The 19,541-nt window shown below is 69.9% G+C and carries 22 protein-coding genes; 9 read left to right on the top strand and 13 right to left on the bottom strand.

All coding sequences use genetic code 11. From position 1 onward, the window contains the following. The first annotated feature begins 108 nt into the window (after positions 1-108). Genes ACFU95_RS00450 through ACFU95_RS00435 form a run of 4 tightly spaced genes read left to right on the top strand, consistent with a single transcriptional unit; the run spans position 109 to position 3,077 of the window. Entirely contained in the window at positions 109-645 is a 537-nt protein-coding gene (locus ACFU95_RS00450; protein ID WP_383819653.1) for a phosphatase PAP2 family protein, read from the top strand. Continuing rightward, positions 638-1,630, top strand: a complete 993-nt coding sequence (locus tag ACFU95_RS00445; RefSeq protein WP_383819651.1) for a decaprenyl-phosphate phosphoribosyltransferase — start codon at positions 638-640, stop codon at positions 1,628-1,630. Before ACFU95_RS00450 ends, ACFU95_RS00445 begins: the two co-directional genes overlap by 8 nt. 44 nt (positions 1,631-1,674) lie before the next feature. Beyond that, on the top strand, positions 1,675-2,100 hold the full coding sequence (locus tag ACFU95_RS00440) for a GtrA family protein (protein ID WP_383820420.1): 426 nt from the start codon (positions 1,675-1,677) through the stop codon (positions 2,098-2,100). Next, positions 2,088-3,077 carry a YihY/virulence factor BrkB family protein gene (locus tag ACFU95_RS00435; protein WP_383819648.1) on the top strand — a complete coding sequence of 330 codons (990 nt, stop codon included), beginning with the start codon at positions 2,088-2,090 and terminating at the stop codon, positions 3,075-3,077. The genes ACFU95_RS00440 and ACFU95_RS00435 overlap by 13 nt, the downstream gene beginning before the upstream one ends. Here ACFU95_RS00435 and ACFU95_RS00430 read toward each other — a convergent pair. Beyond that, entirely contained in the window at positions 3,025-4,311 is a 1,287-nt protein-coding gene (locus ACFU95_RS00430) for a D-alanyl-D-alanine carboxypeptidase family protein (RefSeq protein WP_383819645.1), read from the bottom strand. The genes ACFU95_RS00435 and ACFU95_RS00430 overlap by 53 nt on opposite strands. 172 nt (positions 4,312-4,483) lie before the next feature. Here ACFU95_RS00430 and ACFU95_RS00425 point away from each other — a divergent pair, with 172 nt between their 5' ends. The 4 genes from ACFU95_RS00425 (at position 4,484) to ACFU95_RS00410 (ending at position 8,463) form a co-directional block, all read left to right on the top strand. Further along, on the top strand, positions 4,484-4,723 hold the full coding sequence (locus ACFU95_RS00425; RefSeq protein ID WP_383819643.1) for an SCO4848 family membrane protein: 240 nt from the start codon (positions 4,484-4,486) through the stop codon (positions 4,721-4,723). 57 nt (positions 4,724-4,780) lie between these two features. Next, entirely contained in the window at positions 4,781-6,214 is a 1,434-nt protein-coding gene (locus ACFU95_RS00420; protein WP_383819640.1) for a metallophosphoesterase, read from the top strand. A gap of 188 nt (positions 6,215-6,402) precedes the next feature. Continuing rightward, complete coding sequence (locus ACFU95_RS00415; RefSeq protein ID WP_383819637.1) at positions 6,403-7,959, top strand: ABC transporter substrate-binding protein; 1,557 nt, start codon at positions 6,403-6,405, stop codon at positions 7,957-7,959. Positions 7,960-8,055: 96 nt separating this feature from the next. Continuing rightward, a complete protein-coding gene (locus tag ACFU95_RS00410; RefSeq protein WP_383819634.1) occupies positions 8,056-8,463 on the top strand; it encodes an ATP-binding protein in 408 nt (135 codons plus the stop codon). Between the two features lie 105 nt (positions 8,464-8,568). Here the strand turns inward: ACFU95_RS00410 and ACFU95_RS00405 are convergent, their stop codons facing one another. From ACFU95_RS00405 to ACFU95_RS00350, 12 genes are all read right to left on the bottom strand, one after another. After that, a complete protein-coding gene (locus ACFU95_RS00405) occupies positions 8,569-9,402 on the bottom strand; it encodes a TetR/AcrR family transcriptional regulator (protein WP_383819631.1) in 834 nt (277 codons plus the stop codon). A 37-nt stretch (positions 9,403-9,439) separates the two neighbouring features. Beyond that, positions 9,440-10,465, bottom strand: coding sequence for a trypsin-like serine peptidase (locus ACFU95_RS00400; RefSeq protein ID WP_383819628.1), 1,026 nt, complete (start codon positions 10,463-10,465; stop codon positions 9,440-9,442). Positions 10,466-10,625: 160 nt separating this feature from the next. After that, a complete protein-coding gene (locus ACFU95_RS00395) occupies positions 10,626-11,168 on the bottom strand; it encodes a thiol-disulfide oxidoreductase DCC family protein (RefSeq protein ID WP_383819625.1) in 543 nt (180 codons plus the stop codon). 2 nt (positions 11,169-11,170) lie between these two features. Beyond that, a complete protein-coding gene (locus tag ACFU95_RS00390) occupies positions 11,171-11,578 on the bottom strand; it encodes a hypothetical protein (protein WP_383819622.1) in 408 nt (135 codons plus the stop codon). A gap of 128 nt (positions 11,579-11,706) precedes the next feature. Then, on the bottom strand, positions 11,707-12,117 hold the full coding sequence (locus ACFU95_RS00385; protein ID WP_383819619.1) for a VOC family protein: 411 nt from the start codon (positions 12,115-12,117) through the stop codon (positions 11,707-11,709). 41 nt (positions 12,118-12,158) lie between these two features. After that, on the bottom strand, positions 12,159-12,437 hold the full coding sequence (locus ACFU95_RS00380) for a hypothetical protein (RefSeq protein ID WP_383819616.1): 279 nt from the start codon (positions 12,435-12,437) through the stop codon (positions 12,159-12,161). A 95-nt stretch (positions 12,438-12,532) separates the two neighbouring features. Then, positions 12,533-13,315 (bottom strand): hypothetical protein, encoded by a 783-nt coding sequence (locus ACFU95_RS00375; RefSeq protein WP_383819613.1) that lies wholly within the window; start codon positions 13,313-13,315, stop codon positions 12,533-12,535. A 155-nt stretch (positions 13,316-13,470) separates the two neighbouring features. Beyond that, on the bottom strand, positions 13,471-14,232 hold the full coding sequence (locus tag ACFU95_RS00370; protein WP_383819610.1) for a succinate dehydrogenase iron-sulfur subunit: 762 nt from the start codon (positions 14,230-14,232) through the stop codon (positions 13,471-13,473). Further along, positions 14,232-15,986, bottom strand: a complete 1,755-nt coding sequence (gene sdhA / locus ACFU95_RS00365; RefSeq protein WP_383819608.1) for a succinate dehydrogenase flavoprotein subunit — start codon at positions 15,984-15,986, stop codon at positions 14,232-14,234. Before sdhA ends, ACFU95_RS00370 begins: the two co-directional genes overlap by 1 nt. Before the next feature lie 22 nt (positions 15,987-16,008). Next, positions 16,009-16,503: a succinate dehydrogenase hydrophobic membrane anchor subunit gene (locus ACFU95_RS00360; RefSeq protein ID WP_383819605.1), complete on the bottom strand. Its 495-nt coding sequence runs from the start codon at positions 16,501-16,503 to the stop codon at positions 16,009-16,011. Between the two features lie 9 nt (positions 16,504-16,512). Then, complete coding sequence (gene sdhC, locus ACFU95_RS00355; protein WP_079056196.1) at positions 16,513-16,893, bottom strand: succinate dehydrogenase, cytochrome b556 subunit; 381 nt, start codon at positions 16,891-16,893, stop codon at positions 16,513-16,515. A gap of 187 nt (positions 16,894-17,080) precedes the next feature. Next, complete coding sequence (locus ACFU95_RS00350; protein WP_383819602.1) at positions 17,081-17,656, bottom strand: 2-oxo-4-hydroxy-4-carboxy-5-ureidoimidazoline decarboxylase; 576 nt, start codon at positions 17,654-17,656, stop codon at positions 17,081-17,083. A gap of 215 nt (positions 17,657-17,871) precedes the next feature. Between ACFU95_RS00350 and ACFU95_RS00345 the strand changes: the two genes are divergently transcribed. Next, positions 17,872-19,479, top strand: coding sequence for a glycoside hydrolase family 20 protein (locus tag ACFU95_RS00345; RefSeq protein WP_383820417.1), 1,608 nt, complete (start codon positions 17,872-17,874; stop codon positions 19,477-19,479). Positions 19,480-19,541 lie beyond the last annotated feature (62 nt).

Genomic DNA, 19,541 nt, shown 5'->3' with positions numbered 1-19,541 from the left:
GAGCGATCAGTTATGAAACATCCATGCTCTCCCCGAAATGGGTGATTAATGGGATGTCGCCCAATATTGCCGTAATTCTGGCTCTGTCGACGTGAACAGTGAGTCCACATGGACCACCTCGACGACATCGACCGACGAAGCCTCAGAGGGGCGGACCGCAGAATCCTTTCGGCGTTGTATGCCGGTGACCGCGACCCGAACGTCGCCACCGCCGCGCGCGCCCTCTCCCGGGTGGGTGAACACGGCACCCTGTGGCTGGCGGCGGGACTCGCGGGGGCCGCCGTGGACGGTGGGCGGCGCAGCGCCTGGCTGCGCGGCACGGCGCTCACCGCGGGTGCGCACGTCGTCAGCATGGGCGTGAAGTGGGTGGTGCGCCGCCCTCGCCCGGTGCACGTCAAGCCCCTGGTGCGCACCCTCGGCCGGCACTCCTTCCCCAGCTCCCACGCGGCCTCCGCCGCGGCTGCCGCCGTCGCCTTCGGCGCGCTCGGCGCGTACGCGGTCCCGCCGCTCGCCGCCGCGATGTGTGTGTCGCGCCTGGTCGTCGGCGTCCACTACCCCTCCGACGTGGCGGCGGGCGCGGTGCTGGGGGCACTCACCGCGCGCGTCGGGGCGCGCTGGATGAGGAAGGGGGACGCCCATGGCTGAGACCGCCTCCCTGGCGAGTGCCGCGCGCATCAGGGAAGCGGCGCTGCACGCGCAGCGCACGCCCCCGCGGCGGGCCGTACCGCCACCCCGAAGAGGCGGCCTGGCCGCGCTGTCGAAAGGCATCGTCAAGACCGCGCGTCCCAAGCAGTGGGTCAAGAACATCCTGGTCATCGCCGCCCCGGCCGCCGCCGGCCGGCTCTTCTCGGCCCACGCCCTGACCCAACTCGCCCTGGTCTTCGCCCTCTTCACCGCCAGTGCCGCCGCCGTCTACCTGATCAACGACGCCCGGGACGCCGAGGCGGACCGCGCACACCCCACCAAACGCCGCCGCCCGGTCGCGGCCGGACAGGTCCCCGTACCGGTCGCGTACGCCGTCGGAGGCGCCCTCGCCGTCCTCGCGCCGACCGCCGCGGCCTGGCTGTCCCCGCCCGCCGTCGCGGCCCTGCTCACGGCGTACATCGGCATGCAACTCGCGTACTGCGTCAGCCTCAAGCACGTCCTGGTCGTCGACCTCGCCGTCGTCACGACCGGGTTCCTGATGCGTGCGATGGCCGGCGGGCTCGCGCTGGGCATCCCGCTCTCGCGCTGGTTCCTGATCACGACCGGGTTCGGAGCGCTGTTCATGGTGTCGGCCAAGCGCTACTCCGAGGCCGTGCAGATGGCCGGGAAAGCGGGCGCCACGCGCGCGTTGCTCACCGAGTACACCACCGGCTACCTGCGCTTCGTCTGGCAGTTGGCGGCCGGGGTCGCCGTCCTCGGGTACTGCCTGTGGGCGCTGGAGGAGGGCGGAGCCCCGCACATCGGCGTGCTGCCCTGGCGCCAGCTGTCCGTGGTCGCCTTCATCCTGGCGATCCTGCGGTACGCCGTCTTCGCCGACCGCGGCACCGCGGGCGAACCCGAGGACGTCGTCCTGCACGACCGCGCGCTCGCCGTCATCGGGGTGGTGTGGCTGGCGATGTACGGGTTGGCGGTGGCCAATTGGTAGGTACGCGCGCGTGGCGGAGCCGACCGGAAGTCCTCGGCACACGCGTGTGGGGCGACCGGCGCGAGCTCCTCGGCTTCGCCACCGCCGGTCTCCTCGCCTACACCGCCGACCTCGCCCTCTTCACCTGGCTCCGCGGCCCCGCGACCCTCGACCCCCTCACGGCCAAGGCCCTCTCCTTCGTAGCCGGCTGCACGGTCGCCTACGCCGGCAACGCCCTCGGCACCTACCGGCACACCCAGCCGAGGGGCCTGCGCCCCTGTGCCGTCTTCTTCGGGGTGAACGTCGCCGGAGCGGTCGTACAGCTCCTGTGCCTCACCGTCAGCCACTACGGCCTCGGCCTCACCTCCCAGCGCGCGGACACCGTCTCCGGAGCGGGAATCGGCATGGCGTTGGCGACTGTCCTGCGGTTTTGGGGCACTCGGACATTGGTCTTCCGCGCGGAGGGCAGAGTCGGACCATGGACTGGCTGAAAAAACTTCCCGTCGTCGGGTCCACGGTGACCCGGCTGATGACCACGCACGCGTGGCGGTCGTACGAGCGCATGGACCGGGTGAAGTGGACACGGCTGGCCGCCGCGATGACGTTCACCAGTTTTGTCGCGCTGTTCCCGCTGCTCACGGTCGCCGCGGCCATCGCCGCCGCGACGCTCGGCAAGGAGCAGCAGGACAAGCTGGAGGACAAGCTCACCGACCAGGTGCCCGGCATCTCCGACCAGCTCGACATCGACGCGCTGGTCCAGAACGCCGGCACCGTCGGCCTCATCGCCGGCGCCGTCCTGCTGTTCACCGGCATCGGCTGGGTCGGCTCCATGCGCGAGTGCCTGCGCGCGGTGTGGGAGCTGCCCGACGACGAGGAGAACCCCGTCCTGCGCAAGGCCAAGGACGCGGGCGTCCTGGTCGGATTCGGCGGCGCCGTGCTCGTCACGCTCGCCACCTCCACCGTCGCCTCCGCCATGGTCGGCTGGATCACCCGGCAGACGGGCATCGACGAGGACGGCTGGGGCGGGGTCCTGCTACGGATCGCCGCCTTCCTGGTCGCCGTACTCGCCGACTTCCTGCTCCTGCTGTACGTCCTGACCCTGCTGCCCGGCGTCGAACCGCCGCGCCACCGGCTGATGATGGCCGCGCTGATCGGCGCGGTCGGGTTCGAACTGCTGAAGCTGCTGCTCAGCGGCTATATGCAGGGCGTGGCCACAAAGAGCATGTACGGCGCGTTCGGCGTGCCGGTCGCACTGCTGCTGTGGATCAACTTCACCGCGAAGCTGGTGGTGTTCTGCGCCGCCTGGACGGCGACGCAGGGCAAGGAGACGGAACCGGCCGAGGAGCCCGAGGAGCCGCGCGAGCCCGAGGAGCCGCGCAAGTCAGAAGAGCCCGGCCGGCCCGGGACACCCGGACTCAGGAACGGCTCCGACGGCGCACCAGGTCGGGCAGCGGCCACCGGCGGTTGATCAGGAACGCGCCCGCCGCGAGCAGCACCAGCAGCCCGCCGGCGATCCCGAGCGCGGTCCCCATACCGCTCGAACCGTTCGCGGCCGAGGCACCCACCGCCGGCTTCGAGGACGTGTCCGTGTCCCCGGAGCCGCCGGCCTCCCCGGCGTCGTTCGCACCCGGCTGGGCGCCGGACTGCGTCGCGCTCCTCGGAGCCACCAGCTCACCCACCGGCTGCACCTTGCCGGCCGCCTGGAAGCCCCAGTCGAAGAGCCGCGCGGTCTCCTTGTAGACCTCGTTGTGCTCGCCCTTCTCCGGGTTCATGACCGTGACGAGCAGCACCTTGCCGCCCCGCTCGGCGACTCCCGTGAAGGTGGCGCCGGCGTTGGTGGTGTTGCCGTTCTTGACGCCCGCGATGCCCTGGTAGACGGGGATGTCGCTGTCGCCCGCCAGCAGCCGGTTGGTGTTCTGGATCTCGAAGGTGTCGCGGACCGACTTGCCCTTCTTGTTCTTCGTCGTCTGGCCCGGGAACTTGGCGGTGACGGTCGAGCAGTACTCGCGGAAGTCCTTCTTCTGGAGCCCGGAACGGGCGATCAGCGTCAGGTCGTACGCCGACGACACCTGGCGGGGCGCGTCGTAGCCGTCGGGCGACACCGCGTTCGTGTCGAGGGCCTGGAGCTCCTCGGCGTGCTCGTTCATCTCCTTGACGGTCTTGTCGATGCCGCCGTTCATCTTCGACAGCACGTGCACGGCGTCGTTGCCCGAGCGCAGGAAGACCCCCAGCCACAGGTCGTGGACGGAGTAGGTCTCGCCCTCCTTTATCCCGACGAGGCTGGAGCCGGACCCGATGTCCGCCAGGTCGGACGGGACGACCTCGTGCTTCGTGGTCTTGGGGAACCTGGGCAGCACGGTGTCGGCGAACAGCATCTTCATGGTGCTCGCGGGCGGCAGCCGCCAGTGCGCGTTGTGCGCGGCGAGCACATCGCCGGACTCGGCGTCGGCGACGACCCAGGAGCGGGCCGTCAGGTCCTTGGGCAGTACGGGGACGCCGCCCGCGAGGTTCACCTGGGTGCCGGGCCGCCCCAGCCGCTCGCCGCCGACGGTCGACATGTCCGCCGGGGGTGTGGCGGACGGGGTCGTACTCGGTGACGGCTTGGGGGCCGCGTAGGAGACGGGCGCGGTCAGCGCGAGGGACGACACGACGGCGGAAGTGACCAGCAGGGCGCGCCTGGCGGTCTTCTTGGGTGCGGGCACGACCGAGAACGTACATGCCGTTCCCATGGAAGTCCCGCTTCTGCCCCCACCCCGCCCGGAGGGGCGGACGCCGGACGGTGATACTGAACGCATGCTGTGCCCATCCGGGTGACACTCTCCGGACCCCCGGCCGACCGCGGGTGCCCAGCGCTGCGATGAAAGGTCAGTTCTTGTGAAGCTCAGCCGCCCCGTCTCCTGGTTCCTGCTCGCCTTCGGGGTGTGGAGCTGGGTCATCTGGGTCACTTTCGTCAAAAATTTGATCAAGGACGGCAGCGGGCTCGCGTTCGACGACGGTCACCCGACGGCGTACTTCTGGGTGCACCTGGTGCTCGCCGTCGTCTCCTTCGTATTGGGGACGGTCGTCGGGGTCATCGGGTTGCGTGGAGTGCGCGCACTGCGCCGGACGCCATAGGAACTCGGCCAGGTCCCGGGACGTTCACTCGTCACGCAAGGGAAAGGGAACGTCGGCGTGGTCATCGTCTTCGCGCTTGTCGCACTGCTCGTGGTGTCCGTTCTGGTGGCGGGCAACTGGTGGCTGTGGCGCCGTCTGTTCCGCGACACGACCCGAGGCCCCGGGTTCGTGCGCCGCGCCGGCGTGGTGGTGATCGCCGGCGGCTGGGCCCTGACGGTGGGCGCCCTCGTCGCCGAGCGCTCGGGCGCGCCCTTCTGGCTCCAGCAGGTCCTGGCCTGGCCGGGCTTCATGTGGCTGGCCCTGTCGATGTACCTGATGCTGGGCGTGCTGGCGGGCGAGGTCGTACGGCCACTGCTGAGACGGTGGCTGGAGCGGCGTGCCCGCGCCAGGGAGGTCGTACAGCAGCCGGAGGCGGCACCGCAGGCGGCACCGGCGGACGTGACGGCGACGCCTACGACCGTTCCCGCCTCGGCGCCCAAGGCGGGCTCGATCTCGTCGTCCACGGCCGGCGCGGCGGCGGTGTCCTCCACCGGCTCGGCCGCGGCGCTCACCGCCGACCCCCTCCCGGCCCCAGCCCCAGGCACCGACGCGCCCTCCACGTCCGCGACCGGCCCCTCCCCGGCATCCGCCCCTGATCCCGCCGAGCCCTCGCGCTCCCTCGCCACCCCCACCCGCCGCCTCTTCGTCTCCCGGGTCGTCGCCGGTGCCGCCGCCGCGGCCGCCGTGGGGACCGTCGGCTACGGCACGTACGGCGTCGTGAGAGGTCCGAAGGTGAAGCGGGTCACCGTCCCGCTGGCCAAGCTCCCGCGCGCGGCGCACGGTTACCGGATCGCGGTCGTCAGCGACGTCCATCTGGGCCCGGTCCTGGGCCGCGGGTTCGCGCAGAAGGTCGTCGACACCATCAACGGCACCCAGCCCGACCTCATCGCGGTGGTCGGCGACCTGGTCGACGGCAGCGTGAAGGACCTCGGTCCGGCGGCGGCTCCGCTCGCCGGGCTCCGGGCGAGACACGGCGCGTTCTTCGTCACCGGCAACCACGAGTACTTCTCGGGCGCCGAGCAGTGGGTCGAGGAGGTACGCCGCCTGGGCCTGAGCCCGCTGGAGAACGCCCGGACCGAACTGCCCCACTTCGACCTGGCCGGCGTCAACGACATCGCGGGTGAGAGCGAGGGTCAGGGCCCCGACTTCGCCAAGGCGCTCGGCGACCGGGACAGGGCACGCGCGTGCGTGCTCCTCGCCCACCAGCCGGTGCAGATCCACGACGCGGTCGACCACGGCGTCGACCTCCAGCTCTCCGGCCACACCCACGGTGGTCAGCTCTGGCCGGGCAACCTCGTCGCGGGCATGGCGAACCCGACGCTGGCCGGCCTGGACCGCTACGGCGACACCCAGTTGTACGTCAGCCGGGGCGCGGGCGCCTGGGGCCCGCCCACGCGCGTGGGCGCCCCGTCGGACATCACGGTGATCGAGCTGGCGTCCCGTCAGGCCTGAGGCTGTGAACAGTCTGTGAAACCTGCTGGAAACGCCCGTAGGTAAGTTCTTTCCCATGTCGTCAGAAAGCCCTTCCCCCTGGTGAAACACGTGTGATTAGGTGTGCGCGCCGCTTGGGGGAGTGGCGCGTATTCACCAGTTCACCGCTCATGTGGGGGCCCGCAGAGGGCCGGGGAGAGGGCACACCCATGCGTTCGATTCGCATGCGGATTCTCGCGACGCTGCTCGTGCTGGCGGCCGTGGGAGTAGGCGGCTGGCAGTTGTTGCCGTCGCAGCAGGACGAGAACAGGACCATCACGGTCGGCACGACGGACGCCGTCACCTCGCTCGATCCGGCCGGCGCCTATGACGCCGGATCCTGGGCGCTGTTCAACAACGTCTTCCAGTCACTGCTGACCTTCGAGCCGGGCGGTGTCGCACCCGTGCCGGACGCGGCCGAGAGCTGCGGCTTCGTCGGCACCGACCTGAAGACCTACCGCTGCGAACTGCGCGAGGGCCTCACCTTCCCGAGCGGGCGCGCCATGACCGCGCAGGACGTCAAGTACTCCTTCGACCGGGTCAGGCGGATCAAGTCGGACGTCGGCCCGTCCTCGCTGCTGGACACGCTCGGCTCGGTGAGCGCCAGCGGTCGTACGGTCACCTTCAGACTGGCGTCGCCCGACGCCACGTTCCCGCTCAAGGTGGCCACCGGAGCGGGCTCGATCGTCGACAGCGAGAAGTATCCGGCCGACGCGCTGCGCAAGGACAACGCTGTCGACGGCAGCGGCCCGTACACGCTGACCTCGTACACGAAGGACAAGGACGCCGTCCTCGCCCCCAACGAGGACTACAAGGGCGCCCTCAAGGGAACCGGCCGCGCCGTCGAACTGCGCTACTACACCGACGCGGACGCCCTCGACAGCGCCTGGAAGGCGAAGCGGATCGACGTCGCCACCCGCACGCTGCCGCCCGAGGTGCTGGCCGGGCTGAACGCCGCCGACCCGGGCCAGCGTGTCTCCGAGGCCGACAGCTCCGAGATCCGCAACCTCTACTTCAACACCCGCGAGGGCTCGCCCCTGCACGACGTCCGGGTCCGGCAGGCCGTGGCCTGGCTGGTCGACCGCGAGCGGCTGGCGGCGACGGTGTACAAGGGGACCGTCGACCCGCTGTTCTCGCTCATCCCGACGGGCATCACCGGCCACACGACGTCGTTCTTCGACATCTACCCCAAGCTGAACCCCGCCAAGGCGCGCGTCCTGCTCAGCGAGGCCGGCGTGCGCCTGCCCGTCCGCTTCACCTACGGCTACGCCACGGGGCGCGGCTCCGGAGCCGAGGAGGCCGCGGAGATCAAGCGGCAACTGGAGGCGAGCGGCCTGTTCAAGGTGACGCTCAAGGGCTACGAGTGGACCGACTTCCAGAAGCGCTGGGCGAGCGGCGAGCTCGACGCGTACGCCGTCGGCTGGGTCGCCGACTTCCCCGACCCGGACACCTACGGCGGCCCGCTCGTCGGCACCAAGGGCACCATGAACACCGGGTACAGCGACAAGACCGTGGACCGACTGATCACGGCCAGCCAGCAGTACGCCGACCGCAGCGAGGCCACGAAGGACTTCCGCCTGCTCCAGGAGGCCGTCGCCCGCGACGTCCCGGTGATCCCGCTGTGGCAGGCCAAGGAGTACGTCGTCGCCAGCGAGGAGGTCGGCGGCGGCCAGTACCTCTCGGACGGCACCGGTGTCTTCCGGCTCTGGCGCCTCACCTGGATCTGACGCGATCTCGCCATCCTGGCAATTCCCCTGGTGATACAAGGGGACCACTCGGCGCTGCACCATGTGTGGAAGGTGTGCGTGGGGTGAGGAGCCAACGTGTTGAGACGCAACGCCTTCCGGCTGCCCCGGCATCCGGCGTCGGTCGGTCTCGCCCGGCGCCGGGTCCGCGACCATCTGACCGACTGGGGGCACGGTCCACGGGATCCGGCGCTGGAGGACGCGGTACTGCTCGTCTCCGAGCTGGCCACCAATGTCGTACGCCACGGCCCGCTGCTGGAGCGTGAGTTCGAGGTCGCCGTGACCGCGCTCGCCGACGGCTCCTGCCTGATCGAGGTGTCGGACGAGGGCCGGCTGGAGCCGCGATTACGTGTGGTGGGGGACCGGGAGGAGACCGGACGTGGCCTGCACCTGGTGGAGAACGTGGCCGCGGCGTGGGGTGTGTGGGGCCGGGGGCGGCACGGCAAGACGGTCTGGGCGCTGATCCTCGCGCACGCCGGCCCATGAGACGCGGCCACCCTTGTCACCGTGCCGGCAGCGTCACCGTCACTGGCGGCGACCGCCGCGTCGCAGGGGAGGTCGACGCCGTCAACTGACGCTCACCGAAGACGGTCAGGGGCGCTCGTCCTCGGCGGGCGCCCCTGAACTGTCGCCCTGCGCGCCCGCCTCGTCGCCCGTCTTCCCGCCCGCTTTCCTGCCCGTCTCCTTGCTCGCCCTCCCCTTCGCCGGATCCGGGATCGCGTTCGTCATCCCGGGCAGGAAGTCCGTGAACAGCTCGTGCACCTCGCGCACCAGCGGCCGCAGCACCCGGAACCGTGCCAGTGAGACGCCCCGCGCGGTCAGCCGGGCGCCCCGCTCGGCGAGCCGGTAGCTGCGCTCGCGCCCCTCGGTCCGGTCGAAGATCCAGTACAGGACGAGCCCCATCTGGGAGAGCCACATCAGCTCGGGCAGGACGTCCCGGAGCTCCTCGGGCACCTTGGTCTTCGTCGCCCCCGCCAGCACCTGCCGATGGATGCTGATGGCCTCCACGCGCGCGTGCTCCGACTCGGCGGAGAAGGGGCTGAGCGGGCTGTCGGGATCGGCGGCGTTCTTGAAGAACTGCACGGCGAACTCGTGGTACGGCGTCGCGATGTCCAGCCACACCTTCAGAACTCCGGCGAGCCGCGCCTCCAGGCCGGTCTCCCGGGCCAGGACGTCCCGGATCGCCACCTTGTGCTCGGTGGCGATCCGGTCGTAGAAGCCCTGGATCAGGTGTTCCTTGCCCTCGAAGTAGTAATACGCGTTGCCGACGGAGACACCGGCCTCCTGGGCGATCGCCCGCATCGTCGTCTTGTCGTAGCCGCGCTCCTGGAAGAGCCGCATGGCGGTCTCCAGGATGAGCGCGCGGGTCTGCTCGGACTTGCTGGGCGCATCGCCCTGTTCAGGGCTGTCGTTCTTCGAGGGCACGGAACGAGAGCCTAACGAGTGGTGTTTCGGCCGGCTGTCAGGAGGCCTGTGCCGCCTGGTACAGGTTCTGGGCGTCGGCACCGAAGTACGGGCCGTACATCCGGTTCGGCAGGAAGTTGTACTTGAAGCTGTTCACCGAGGACAGCAGGCCCGCGCCCGTGGACTCGTTGAACTGAGTGAACCAGGGGCCGCCGCTGGCGCCGCCGGTCATGTCGCAGTTCATGCCGTGGTCGTCGGACAGCAGGAAGTCCCGGTTGGTGGTGCCGCTGCAGTAGATGAACTTCTCGCCGTCGTACGGGGCGGCGGCCGGGAAGCCGAAGGAGTACATGCGCAGGTTGTAGCCGGTGTTGAAGGCCAGCCCCTGCCCGCCGACGACGTCCGTCAGCAGCTTGCCGTCCAGCGGGGCGACGACCGCCGCGCCGACGTCGTAGTTGATGTCCTCGCTCGCCGTCCACTGCGGGGTGGACAGGGTCTTCGACGCGGTCCAGCGGCCGTAGGGGGCCTGTCCGTCGTGGTAGCCGGGCACGAAGACCCAGTCGGTGTGCCAGGCGCCCTCCAGCTTCACGCAGTGGCCGGCCGTGATGACGGTGCTCTTGTTGTTGCTGGTGACGGCGTTGCCGGAGCAGGACGCCGTACGCCCCTGGTAGCTGAAGAACACCCGGCCCGCCGTGGACACGACCGAACCGCCGCCGCTCCACTGACCGCCGCTGCTGGGGAAGGCCAGCAGGCCGATGTCGGAGACCGCCTTGCCGGCGGCCGCGGCGGGGGCGCTGGGGGCGACCGTGGCAGTCGTGCCCTTGAGAGGTGCCGAACCGCCGTCCAGGTTGCCGTCGACGCTCAACAGGTCCAGCGGGGCCGCCGCCCGCATCCGTTCCGGTGTCCAGAACGCACGGGCCCGCTGCTGCGCGTCGGCCGAGACCGAGCTGACGCCGGTCGAGGTGTCGGGCCTCGGCGCGGCGCCCGCGGGTGTGGCGAGGGCGCCCGCCGTGAGCAGCGCGGTGACGCCGACCAGGGCGCCGAGGAGGGGGCGGGGTATGCGGGTGACGCGGGGTATGCCTCTCACGCGTACTCCTTCTGCGATGGGGGGACCGGGCGGCCGGGTGGGCCGCCCGGCTGACAGACAGTCGGTGCGAGTGCGGAGTGGAGAACCGGGAGGCAGCGTGCCAACCCCAGCACCGTTTTGGAAGGGCGCATGCCAAAACGGAGTCCGAAAAGCGAACCGTTCAGGACGGTTGGGAACAGGTACCGCTGTCGCAACCGGGTGGGTTGTACGTCCAGCCCCAACTCGGGTCGTACGACCATCCCTCCGCGCTCCGATAGGCCTGCCCGCCCCAGTGAGGCTCGCCGTTCCACGCGCCATGAGCCCGCTGCGGCCACGGTGCCCCGCGCCACTTGGCGGCGGCGAGCACGGCCCCCTTGGCCAGCCGTGCCCCGGCCGGGGTGCTGAGGCGATGTGAGAGTCCCCGGTGCTCGCGCAGCGCCCACAGCGTGACGATCCAGGCGGCGCCGCCCCGGTAGACCTGACCCGCGTCCCCGACGACGGTGATCTCGTCGAGGGTGGCCGCGTGGTCGAGGCCGGGGTAGCGCCGCCGGGCCTCGTCCGACCCGGCCGGCACCAGCTCCAGTGGCACCAGCTGCGGCTGCTTCACGAGCCAGTCGCGCAGGAAGGCGCAGAGCGAGCACTGGGCGTCATAGAGGACCGTGAGCCCTCGGACCGGCGTACCGCCCGCCACCGCGCCCACTCCCTCGGCTGCCGTGCCGGGCACGCTCACGCCCCGGCCGACGGAGTGACCCACCCCTGCGGCGCGACCGGCGGCACCTGCTCGCGCTCCTGCACGCCGCGCCGCCGGATCTTGTTGAGCACGTAGACGTTGCCCAGGTGCATCACGCCGAGCACGAGCAGCACCACGCCGAGCTTGGTCGACAGGGCATCGAATATGCCGCGCGTGTCGAGGACGGTCCCGTCGTCGCTCAAGTACAGCGCGACGAAGCCGAGGTTGACGAGGTAGAACCCGACCACGAGCAGGTGGTTCACGGCGTCGGCGAGCTTCTCGTTCCCGCGCAGCACGTCGGCGAGGAAGATCCGCCCGTTGCGGCTGAGCGTGCGGGCCACCCAGACGGTCAGGGCGATGCTGACAACCAGGTAGATGACGTAGGCGATGACCGTGCGGTCCATGACGCCGCCCCCTTCTTGAACGCGTTCAAAACGCTGACAGGGGAGACTGTAGCCCCGCTCTTGAACGTGTTCAACTCATGGAGGTGAGGCCTCCGTCACGCCTCGTCAGGGATTCCTCCCGGCTTCGCTCAGGGTCTGCGCCCGAGCTCCGGCCGCTTGGAGTAGTCCGTGAACCCGGTGACGTTCCCCCAGGGGTCGGCGATCTCGACGGTCCAGCCGGTCGCCCCGGAGAAGGGCTCGTCGAGCGGCTCGACACCCGCGTCGCGCAACGTCCGTGCCGCCGCCCGCGCGTCCGGCACCTCCAGCCACAGGCGGGGGGAGGGCCAGGGGGGCTCCCGGTGCCCCAGGGCGTCCTCGGCGCGCAGCAGGATCCCGGGCGTCTCACCCCCGACCTTCAGCTGCGCGATCCCGGCCTCGTCGAGCCGGAACCCGACCGTGAACCCGGCGCGCTCGTAGAAGCGGACGGCCTCGCCGAGGTCACCGACCGGCAGCAGCACGTTGTCGAACCCGAGCAGTTCGTACGACTCGTCATCTGACATGCCGTCAGAGTAAGGCGATGATCGGCCGGAACCCGTGATTGTCAGTGGTGGCTCGCACTGTCGTTGTCATGGGAACCGTGGACGTTCGTCGACGAGGCGACGAGCGGGAGCCGCGGCGACGGCCGGGGGCCGGAGAACGCCGAGGAGCGGCTCACCGTGCGCGAACTGATCCGGCGCCGGTTGTTCCAGGAGGTCGCCGCGTGCAACGCGCGTACGCCGGAGGTGTTCCAGGGGCTCGTGCGGCACGGGGACGCCGAGCGCGTGTCCGGGCCGTCACCCACCGCGAGGTGGAGCCCGGCGCCCCCGTCGCGCCGCGGCATCCTGGTCCTGTTCACCCACCTCGACAGGACGCGGCCGACCGTCGAGGGTTGCCGGCCCTACGAGGGCGACCGGATGCCGGTGGACTCGTCCGACGTCAGCCCCCGCAACCCCCCACCCGCCGAGTGCTCACCGCGATGTCGTCCATCCGGACGTCGTACGACGACGGCGTCGGCCCGGCCTGGTAGAGCTGCCAGCCCAGCTTCAGCTTGTCGAAGGTCGGGAAGGTGAAGGGATCCGACGTGCCGCCGTGCTGGTTCGTGGAGACCGTGAGGTCGGACTGCTCGACGCCGTCGAAGTAGACCGTGACGCGGTTGTCGCGGGCGTCGAGGTGGAACTCCACGCACTGCCACCGGGCGGCGGTGGCCGGCGCCGAGGTCTTCCAGGACGTCCAGTCGCCCGTCGGGCCGAGGTCGGAGCCGACGCCCCAGAAGTTGCCCTTGTCGGTGGGGGCGTACTGGCCGCCCAAGGGGCGCACAAGGGTGGGGGAGTCCGAGCCGGACGCCTCGGCGAGGGTCCAGTGCGCCCAGTCGGGCGCCGTGGGGAAGGCGTCCACGCGCAGCCGCAGGCGGGCCCAATAGCTGTTGCCGGGCGCGGTCAGGCCGGGGAAGACCAGGAAGGCCCGGCCGTTGCCCTCGGTGTGGAGGCGGAGTTCACGGCCGGGGCGGCCCGTGGTGCTCGGGGTGACGGTCAGCGTGCCGTCGGCGGCGTCGGTCGTCCAGCCGCGCCCCTCGGACACCGGCCCCAGGGGGAGGCGGTCGAAGTTCTCGTGGGCGAGCGTCGGACGGGAGAGGGGGGCTGCGGAGGCAGTGGGGGGTATCGCGAGCAGGATGGCGGCCGTGGCCGACAGGGCGGCGGCCGCCTTTCTCAGGAGTGCCATGAGCGCAGTCTGTCTTGAAGTCTCAACTACCTCAACTGCCCTTCCAGCCACAGCTGTTGGCCATCCCCGGGAAAGGCGAGGGCCCCGCCCCGGCGCGAACCGGGAAACGGGGCCCTCACAGCCGTAGTACGGAAAAGCCCGTACCTGAGACAGCCTCAGAAGCGGCGTGTGATCAGTGCCTTCTTGACCTCGGCGATCGCCTTGGTGACCTCGATACCGCGCGGGCAGGCGTCCGTGCAGTTGAAGGTCGTGCGGCAGCGCCAGACGCCGTCCTTCTCGTTGAGGATCTCCAGGCGCTGCTCGCCGGCCTCGTCACGCGAGTCGAAGATGAAGCGGTGCGCGTTGACGATGGCCGCCGGGCCGAAGTACTGGCCGTCGTTCCAGAAGACCGGGCACGAGGACGTGCAGGCGGCGCAGAGGATGCACTTCGTCGTGTCGTCGAAGCGCTCGCGGTCCTCGGCCGTCTGGAAACGCTCGCGCGTGGGCTCGTTCGTGTCCTTCGTGATGAGGAAGGGCATGACGTCCCGGTACGCCTGGAAGAACGGCTCCATGTCGACCACGAGGTCCTTCAGGACCGTGAGGCCCTTGATGGGCTCGACCGTGATCGGCTTCTCGGGGTTGATGTCCTTGATGAGGGTCTTGCAGGCAAGACGGTTCTTGCCGTTGATCCTCATCGCGTCCGAGCCACAGATGCCGTGGGCGCAGGAACGGCGGAAGGTCAGCGTGCCGTCCAGGTCCCACTTGATCTTGTGGAGGCCGTCGAGGACGCGCTCCTTCGGGTCGATCTCCAGCTGGAAGTCTTCCCACACAGCCTCTGCGGAGATCTCCGGGTTGAAGCGGCGGACCCGGAACGTGACCGTGATGTACGGGGAGGCCGAGGACTCCGCCTCGACCTTGTCCATGACGGGGGTTGCCATCAGTACTTACGCTCCATCGGCTGGTAGCGGGTCTGGACGACCGGCTTGTAGTCGAGACGAATGGACTCCGTGCCGTCGTCGCCGACCTCGCGGTACGCCATGGTGTGGCGCATGAAGTTGACGTCGTCGCGGTTCGGGTAGTCCTCGCGGTAGTGACCTCCGCGGGACTCCTTGCGGGCCAGGGCGGACACGGCCATGACCTCGGCCAGGTCGAGCAGGTTGCCCAGCTCGATGGCCTCCAGCAGGTCCGTGTTGAACCGCTTGCCCTTGTCCTGGATCGAGACGTTCCGGTAGCGCTCGCGCAGCTCCGCGATCTTCTCGACCGCCGTCTTGATCGTCTGCTCCGTGCGGAACACCATGACGTTGGCGTCCATGGTCTCCTGGAGCTCCTTGCGCAGGGTCGCCACGCGCTCGGTGCCGGTGGACGTGCGCAGCTTCTCCACCTGGTCGATCACCAGCTCCGCCGGGTTCTCCGGCAGTTCCACGTAGTCCGCCTTCTGGCTGTACTCCGCGGCCGCGATGCCGGCCCGACGGCCGAAGACGTTGATGTCGAGGAGGCTGTTGGTGCCCAGACGGTTGGCGCCGTGCACGGACACACAGGCGACCTCGCCGGCCGCGTACAGGCCCGGGACGACCGTCGTGTTGTCGATGAGGACCTCACCCTCGACGTTCGTCGGGATGCCGCCCATCGCGTAGTGCGCGGTGGGCTGGATCGGGATCGGGTCCGTGTACGGCTCGATGCCCAGGTACGTCCGCGCGAACTCCGTGATGTCGGGCAGCTTGGCGTCCAGCTGCTCCGGCGGGAGGTGCGTGAGGTCCAGGTAGACGTGGTCGCCCTCGGGACCGCAGCCGCGGCCCTCGCGGATCTCCGTGTAGATGGAGCGCGAGACGACGTCACGGGACGCGAGGTCCTTCATGACCGGCGCGTACTTCTCCATGAAGCGCTCGCCGTCCTTGTTGCGGAGGATGCCGCCCTCACCGCGGGCACCCTCCGTCAGCAGGATGCCCATGCGCCAGATGCCGGTCGGGTGGAACTGGAAGAACTCCATGTCCTCCAGCGGCAGACCCCGGCGGTACACGGCCGCCTGGCCGTCACCGGTCAGGGTGTGCGCGTTGGACGTCACCTTGAAGAACTTGCCGGTGCCGCCGGAGGCGTAGATCACGGCCTTCGCCTGGAAGACGTGGATCTCGCCGGTCGCCAGCTCGTACGCCACGACGCCGGCCGACTTCTTGACGCCGTCGACCTCGGTGATCAGCTGGTCGAGCACGTAGAACTCGTTGAAGAACTCCACGCCGTGCTTGACGCAGTTCTGGTACAGCGTCTGGAGGATCATGTGGCCGGTGCGGTCCGCGGCGTAGCAGGACCGGCGGACCGGGGCCTCGCCGTGGTTGCGCGAGTGACCGCCGAAGCGGCGCTGGTCGATCGTGCCGTTCGGGGTGCGGTTGAACGGCAGGCCCATCTTCTCCAGGTCGAGGACGGAGTCGATGGCCTCCTTCGCCAGGATCTCGGCGGCGTCCTGGTCGACCAGGTAGTCACCGCCCTTGACCGTGTCGAAGGTGTGCCACTCCCAGTTGTCCTCCTCCACGTTGGCCAGCGCGGCGGCCATGCCGCCCTGCGCGGCGCCCGTGTGGGAGCGGGTGGGGTACAGCTTCGTCAGCACGGCGGTACGGCTGCGCTGCGTGGACTCGATGGCCGCGCGCATACCGGCGCCACCGGCGCCGACGATGACGGTGTCGTACTTGTGGATCTTCATGGTGGTTGCCTCAGCCCCGTGCCTAGCGGATGTTCGGGTCGAAGGTGAAGATCACCAGCGTGCCCAGCAGGATGGTGAACACCGTGGCGGTGTAGAGCAGGCCCTTCAGCCACAGGCGGGTGTTCGCGCGCTCCGCGTAGTCGTTGATGACCGTGCGCAGGCCGTTGGCGCCGTGCAGCATCGCGAGCCACAGCATCAGCAGGTCCCAGACCTGCCAGAACGGCGACGCCCAGCGGCCGGCCACGAAGGCGAAGCCGATCTTGGAGACACCGCCGTCCAGCACGAGCTGGATCAGCAGGTGGCCGATGACGAGGACGACCAGCACGATGCCGGACAGGCGCATGAACAGCCAGGCGGCCATCTCGAAGTTGCCCCGGGTGGACCGGGGGGTCTTCTTGGTGCGCTTGCGCGGCGCCTCGATGTACGGGGCCGGGTTGTCGACGTTGTAGAGGGACTCGCCCTCGACCGGGCCGATACCGGTGGCGGCCTTCTCGGTGGCGACTGTGTTGTTTGACATGAGTGCGCGTCAGCTCCCGAACAGTTCCTGAGCGGCGTGGCCGAGGACGGGGTAGATCGCCCCGAGCATCAGCACCAGCCAGAGGCCGACGACGGACCAGAGCATCTGCTTCTGGTAGCGCGGGCCCTTCGACCAGAAGTCGACGGCGATGACGCGCAGGCCGTTGAGCGCGTGGAAGAGGATGGCCGCGACGAGGCCGTACTCCAGCAGCGCGACGATCGGCGTCTTGTACGTGGCTACGACCTTGTCGTAGTCCTCGGGGGAGACACGGACGAGAGCGGTGTCCAGCACGTGAACGAACAGGAAGAAGAAAATGAGGACGCCGGTGACTCGATGAGCCACCCAGGACCACATTCCTTCCCGGCCGCGGTACAGCGTTCCAGCCGGCACGGAAGTTCCTCCGGGAGCGGGGATTGGGGCCAGCCGGCTTGTGCTGTCGGTCGGGCCCGGCCGGGTACGGTCCACCGGCCCTCAGCATCGTATCCACGGTTGCCTGCGGCGCTTAGCGGGGGGCTGGGTATGTGATCAAAGTGGCACGCGGATGGGGGATTGGCGGCTAATGGCGTGGAGTGTCCGGCTATTTGCCGGATGCCGGTTCGTTGTGGCTGGTCGCGCAGTTCCCCGCGCCCCTGAGCAGCTCCAGCAGCCGTGCCCTTGCCAGGTGGCGGAGTTCCTCTGCTGCTACAACGCGTTCCTCTTCCGGATCGTTTGCCAATCGTGACCGGATTCCGGCCAGGGCCTGGTCGAGGGCCTCGTTCGGTGGTAGCCCGTCCACGCAGATGACGAACGCGTGTCCGAACCTGGCCTCGTACGCGGCGCTCGCGGCGCTCAGGGCCGTGTGGGCCGCGCCGTACACGTCCGGCGGGAGCACCGGCAACGTTTCTCCTGCCAGAGCCTGTGTCAGGTCTCCCGGGCTCAGGTCGTAGGCCGCCTCGTCGGACGCGGCCAGCAGGGAGTCGATGTCGGGGTACGGGCGGTGGTCGGCGATGCGGTCGGCCCAGCGGGGGCTGTGCAGACAGGCGAGGAGGGCCGGTCGGACCTCGTCGGCGGGGGCCGTGTTGAAGGACTCCAGCGCGGTGAGGGACGGTGGAGTGCGGGTCTGCTCGGGCAGCGACGGTATGGCGACTCGGCCAGGAAGGTGTATGGGCGTCACGTGGGTTTCGACAGTGGATTCTGGGGCAGCAGTGGCGCCACGTTACCGAGTGTGGACGTGACGTGTACGACGGATGCCCGAATTTCAGTCGAACGGGAGAGTTTCGGAACGTTCCCTGGACGGCGAGCTGAGCTCACAGGGCCTAGGTTGGCGATGTGAGCCAGCACAAGCACAGGCGCCGGGCACCGGCCGGACGGGCGCTGAAGCAGACGTGGGTGCTGATCGTCGCGGTGGTCGTGGTGACGGTCGCGGCCGGAGTGAGCCTCGGGCTCCTGGCCACCGGCGACGACGGAGAGTCGGCCGGCTCGGAGCAGCGGCGGTCCGCCCCGGGTGTGTCCGAGGCCGCCTCGCCCGCCGCCCCGGAGAAGGCGCCGACTCCGTCACCCACCCGGTCGTATCCGCTCTCGAAGGCCCCGCGCACCATCCCGGCCGTCACCTCCCACACCGCCGCCCGCGGGCCCGGCTGGCGCCCGGCGAAGGAGGAGCGGGTCGTCGTGAACGACGCGGAGCTCGCCGACGAGGGGCGGCTCGTCGCCGGTGAGCTGGGGCTGACGTACGCCGGTGAGAAGGACGATGTGCGCGCCGGGGACGTGCGGCTGGCCCTGAACGACGACGAGGGCGCGGATCCGGAGTCGTACTCCATGACCGTGCGCGGTGGGCGTGTGACCATCACCGGGCCGGGGGAGGCGGGGGTCTTCTACGGGACCCGGACGCTCAAGCAGGAGGTCCACGACGGGGGTACGGCGCCCGAGGGCGTCGTGCGGGACGACCCGGCCAAGCCGGTGCGCGGGTTCATGCTCGACATCGCGCGCAAGCACTTCACCGCGGACTGGATCGAGGACCGGGTGTGGGAGCTGGGGGACCTGAAGTTCAACCAGCTGGGCCTGCACTTCTCCGACGACCAGGGCTTCCGGATCGAGTCCACCTCGCATCCCGAGGTCGTGTCCCAGCAGCATCTGACCAAGGCCCAGGTCCGGAAGATCGTCGAGCTGGCCGCGAGCAGGCACATCCAGATCGTGCCCGAGATCGACTCGCCGGGGCATCTGGGAGCCGTCATCGCCGCGCACCCCGATCTCCAGTTGCGCAATGTCAACGGGGTGGCGACCCGGGGCGCCATCGACATCTCCAAGCCCGCGTCCGCCGAGATCGTCGACGACCTGCTGAACGAGTTCGCCGGGCTCTTCCCGGGGAACCAGTGGCACCTCGGCGCCGACGAGTACCAGGCGCTGGTCGTAGCCAACCCCGAGGCGTCCTACCCGCAGCTCGCCACCGCCGCCCGGGCGGCCTACGGCTCCGGCGGCACCGTCGCCGACCTCACCACCGGATGGCTCAACGGCCGCGCCGCCACCGTCCGCGCCCACGACCGCACGCCGCGGGCGTGGAACGACGGGTTCTTCCGGGACACCTCCGTCCAGCCGGACAAGGACATCCAGGTGGCGTACTGGACGGGCAAGGAGATCGGCGCCCGGCTGCCCCTGGAGTACCTGAGGGAGGGGCGGAAGGTCATCAACTACAACGACGAGTTCCTCTACTACGTGCTCGGCGAGCCGCAGACCTTCGTCTATCCCACCGGCGAGCGCATCTACGAACAGTGGACGCCGCGGGTCCTGCGGGGGACGACGGCCGTGCCGGCCACCTACGACGACCAGATCCTGGGCGGGTCCTTCGCGGTGTGGTGCGATCTGGCGAACTCGCAGACGCAGGCCCAGGTCGCGGCCGGGATCCGGATGCCGCTGCGGGCGACGGTGCAGAAGCTGTGGGACGCGGATGAGCCGGAGCTCTCCTGGACCGAGTTCCGGGTGCTCGCGGACCGGCTGGACTGAGCTGTGGATTGGCCGATACGGCTGCGAACCCCCGTGCGAATGTGGTGTATTCGGGCCTAGGG

Origin of the sequence: Streptomyces sp. NPDC057623 (assembly GCF_042800355.1) — a bacterium.
In the GTDB taxonomy this organism is placed as follows: Bacteria; Actinomycetota; Actinomycetes; order Streptomycetales; family Streptomycetaceae; genus Streptomyces.
The sequence above is the reverse complement of the archived record's forward strand: the minus strand, read 5'-3'. Positions and strand labels throughout refer to the sequence as shown.

Excerpts from the sequence above, each read along its gene's own strand:
- ACFU95_RS00445 (WP_383819651.1), top strand. The coding sequence starts at position 638 with ATGGCTGAGACCGCCTCCCTGGCGAGTGCCGCGCGCATCAGGGAAGCG.
- ACFU95_RS00375 (WP_383819613.1), bottom strand. The coding sequence starts at position 13,315 with ATGGCACTCCTGAGAAAGGCGGCCGCCGCCCTGTCGGCCACGGCCGCC.
- ACFU95_RS00380 (WP_383819616.1), bottom strand. The coding sequence starts at position 12,437 with ATGCCGCGGCGCGACGGGGGCGCCGGGCTCCACCTCGCGGTGGGTGAC.
- ACFU95_RS00360 (WP_383819605.1), bottom strand. The coding sequence starts at position 16,503 with ATGTCAAACAACACAGTCGCCACCGAGAAGGCCGCCACCGGTATCGGC.
- ACFU95_RS00435 (WP_383819648.1), top strand. The coding sequence starts at position 2,088 with ATGGACTGGCTGAAAAAACTTCCCGTCGTCGGGTCCACGGTGACCCGG.
- ACFU95_RS00415 (WP_383819637.1), top strand. The coding sequence starts at position 6,403 with ATGCGTTCGATTCGCATGCGGATTCTCGCGACGCTGCTCGTGCTGGCG.
- ACFU95_RS00450 (WP_383819653.1), top strand. The coding sequence starts at position 109 with ATGGACCACCTCGACGACATCGACCGACGAAGCCTCAGAGGGGCGGAC.
- ACFU95_RS00370 (WP_383819610.1), bottom strand. The coding sequence starts at position 14,232 with ATGGCAACCCCCGTCATGGACAAGGTCGAGGCGGAGTCCTCGGCCTCC.
- sdhA (WP_383819608.1), bottom strand. The coding sequence starts at position 15,986 with ATGAAGATCCACAAGTACGACACCGTCATCGTCGGCGCCGGTGGCGCC.
- ACFU95_RS00385 (WP_383819619.1), bottom strand. The coding sequence starts at position 12,117 with ATGTCAGATGACGAGTCGTACGAACTGCTCGGGTTCGACAACGTGCTG.
- ACFU95_RS00390 (WP_383819622.1), bottom strand. The coding sequence starts at position 11,578 with ATGGACCGCACGGTCATCGCCTACGTCATCTACCTGGTTGTCAGCATC.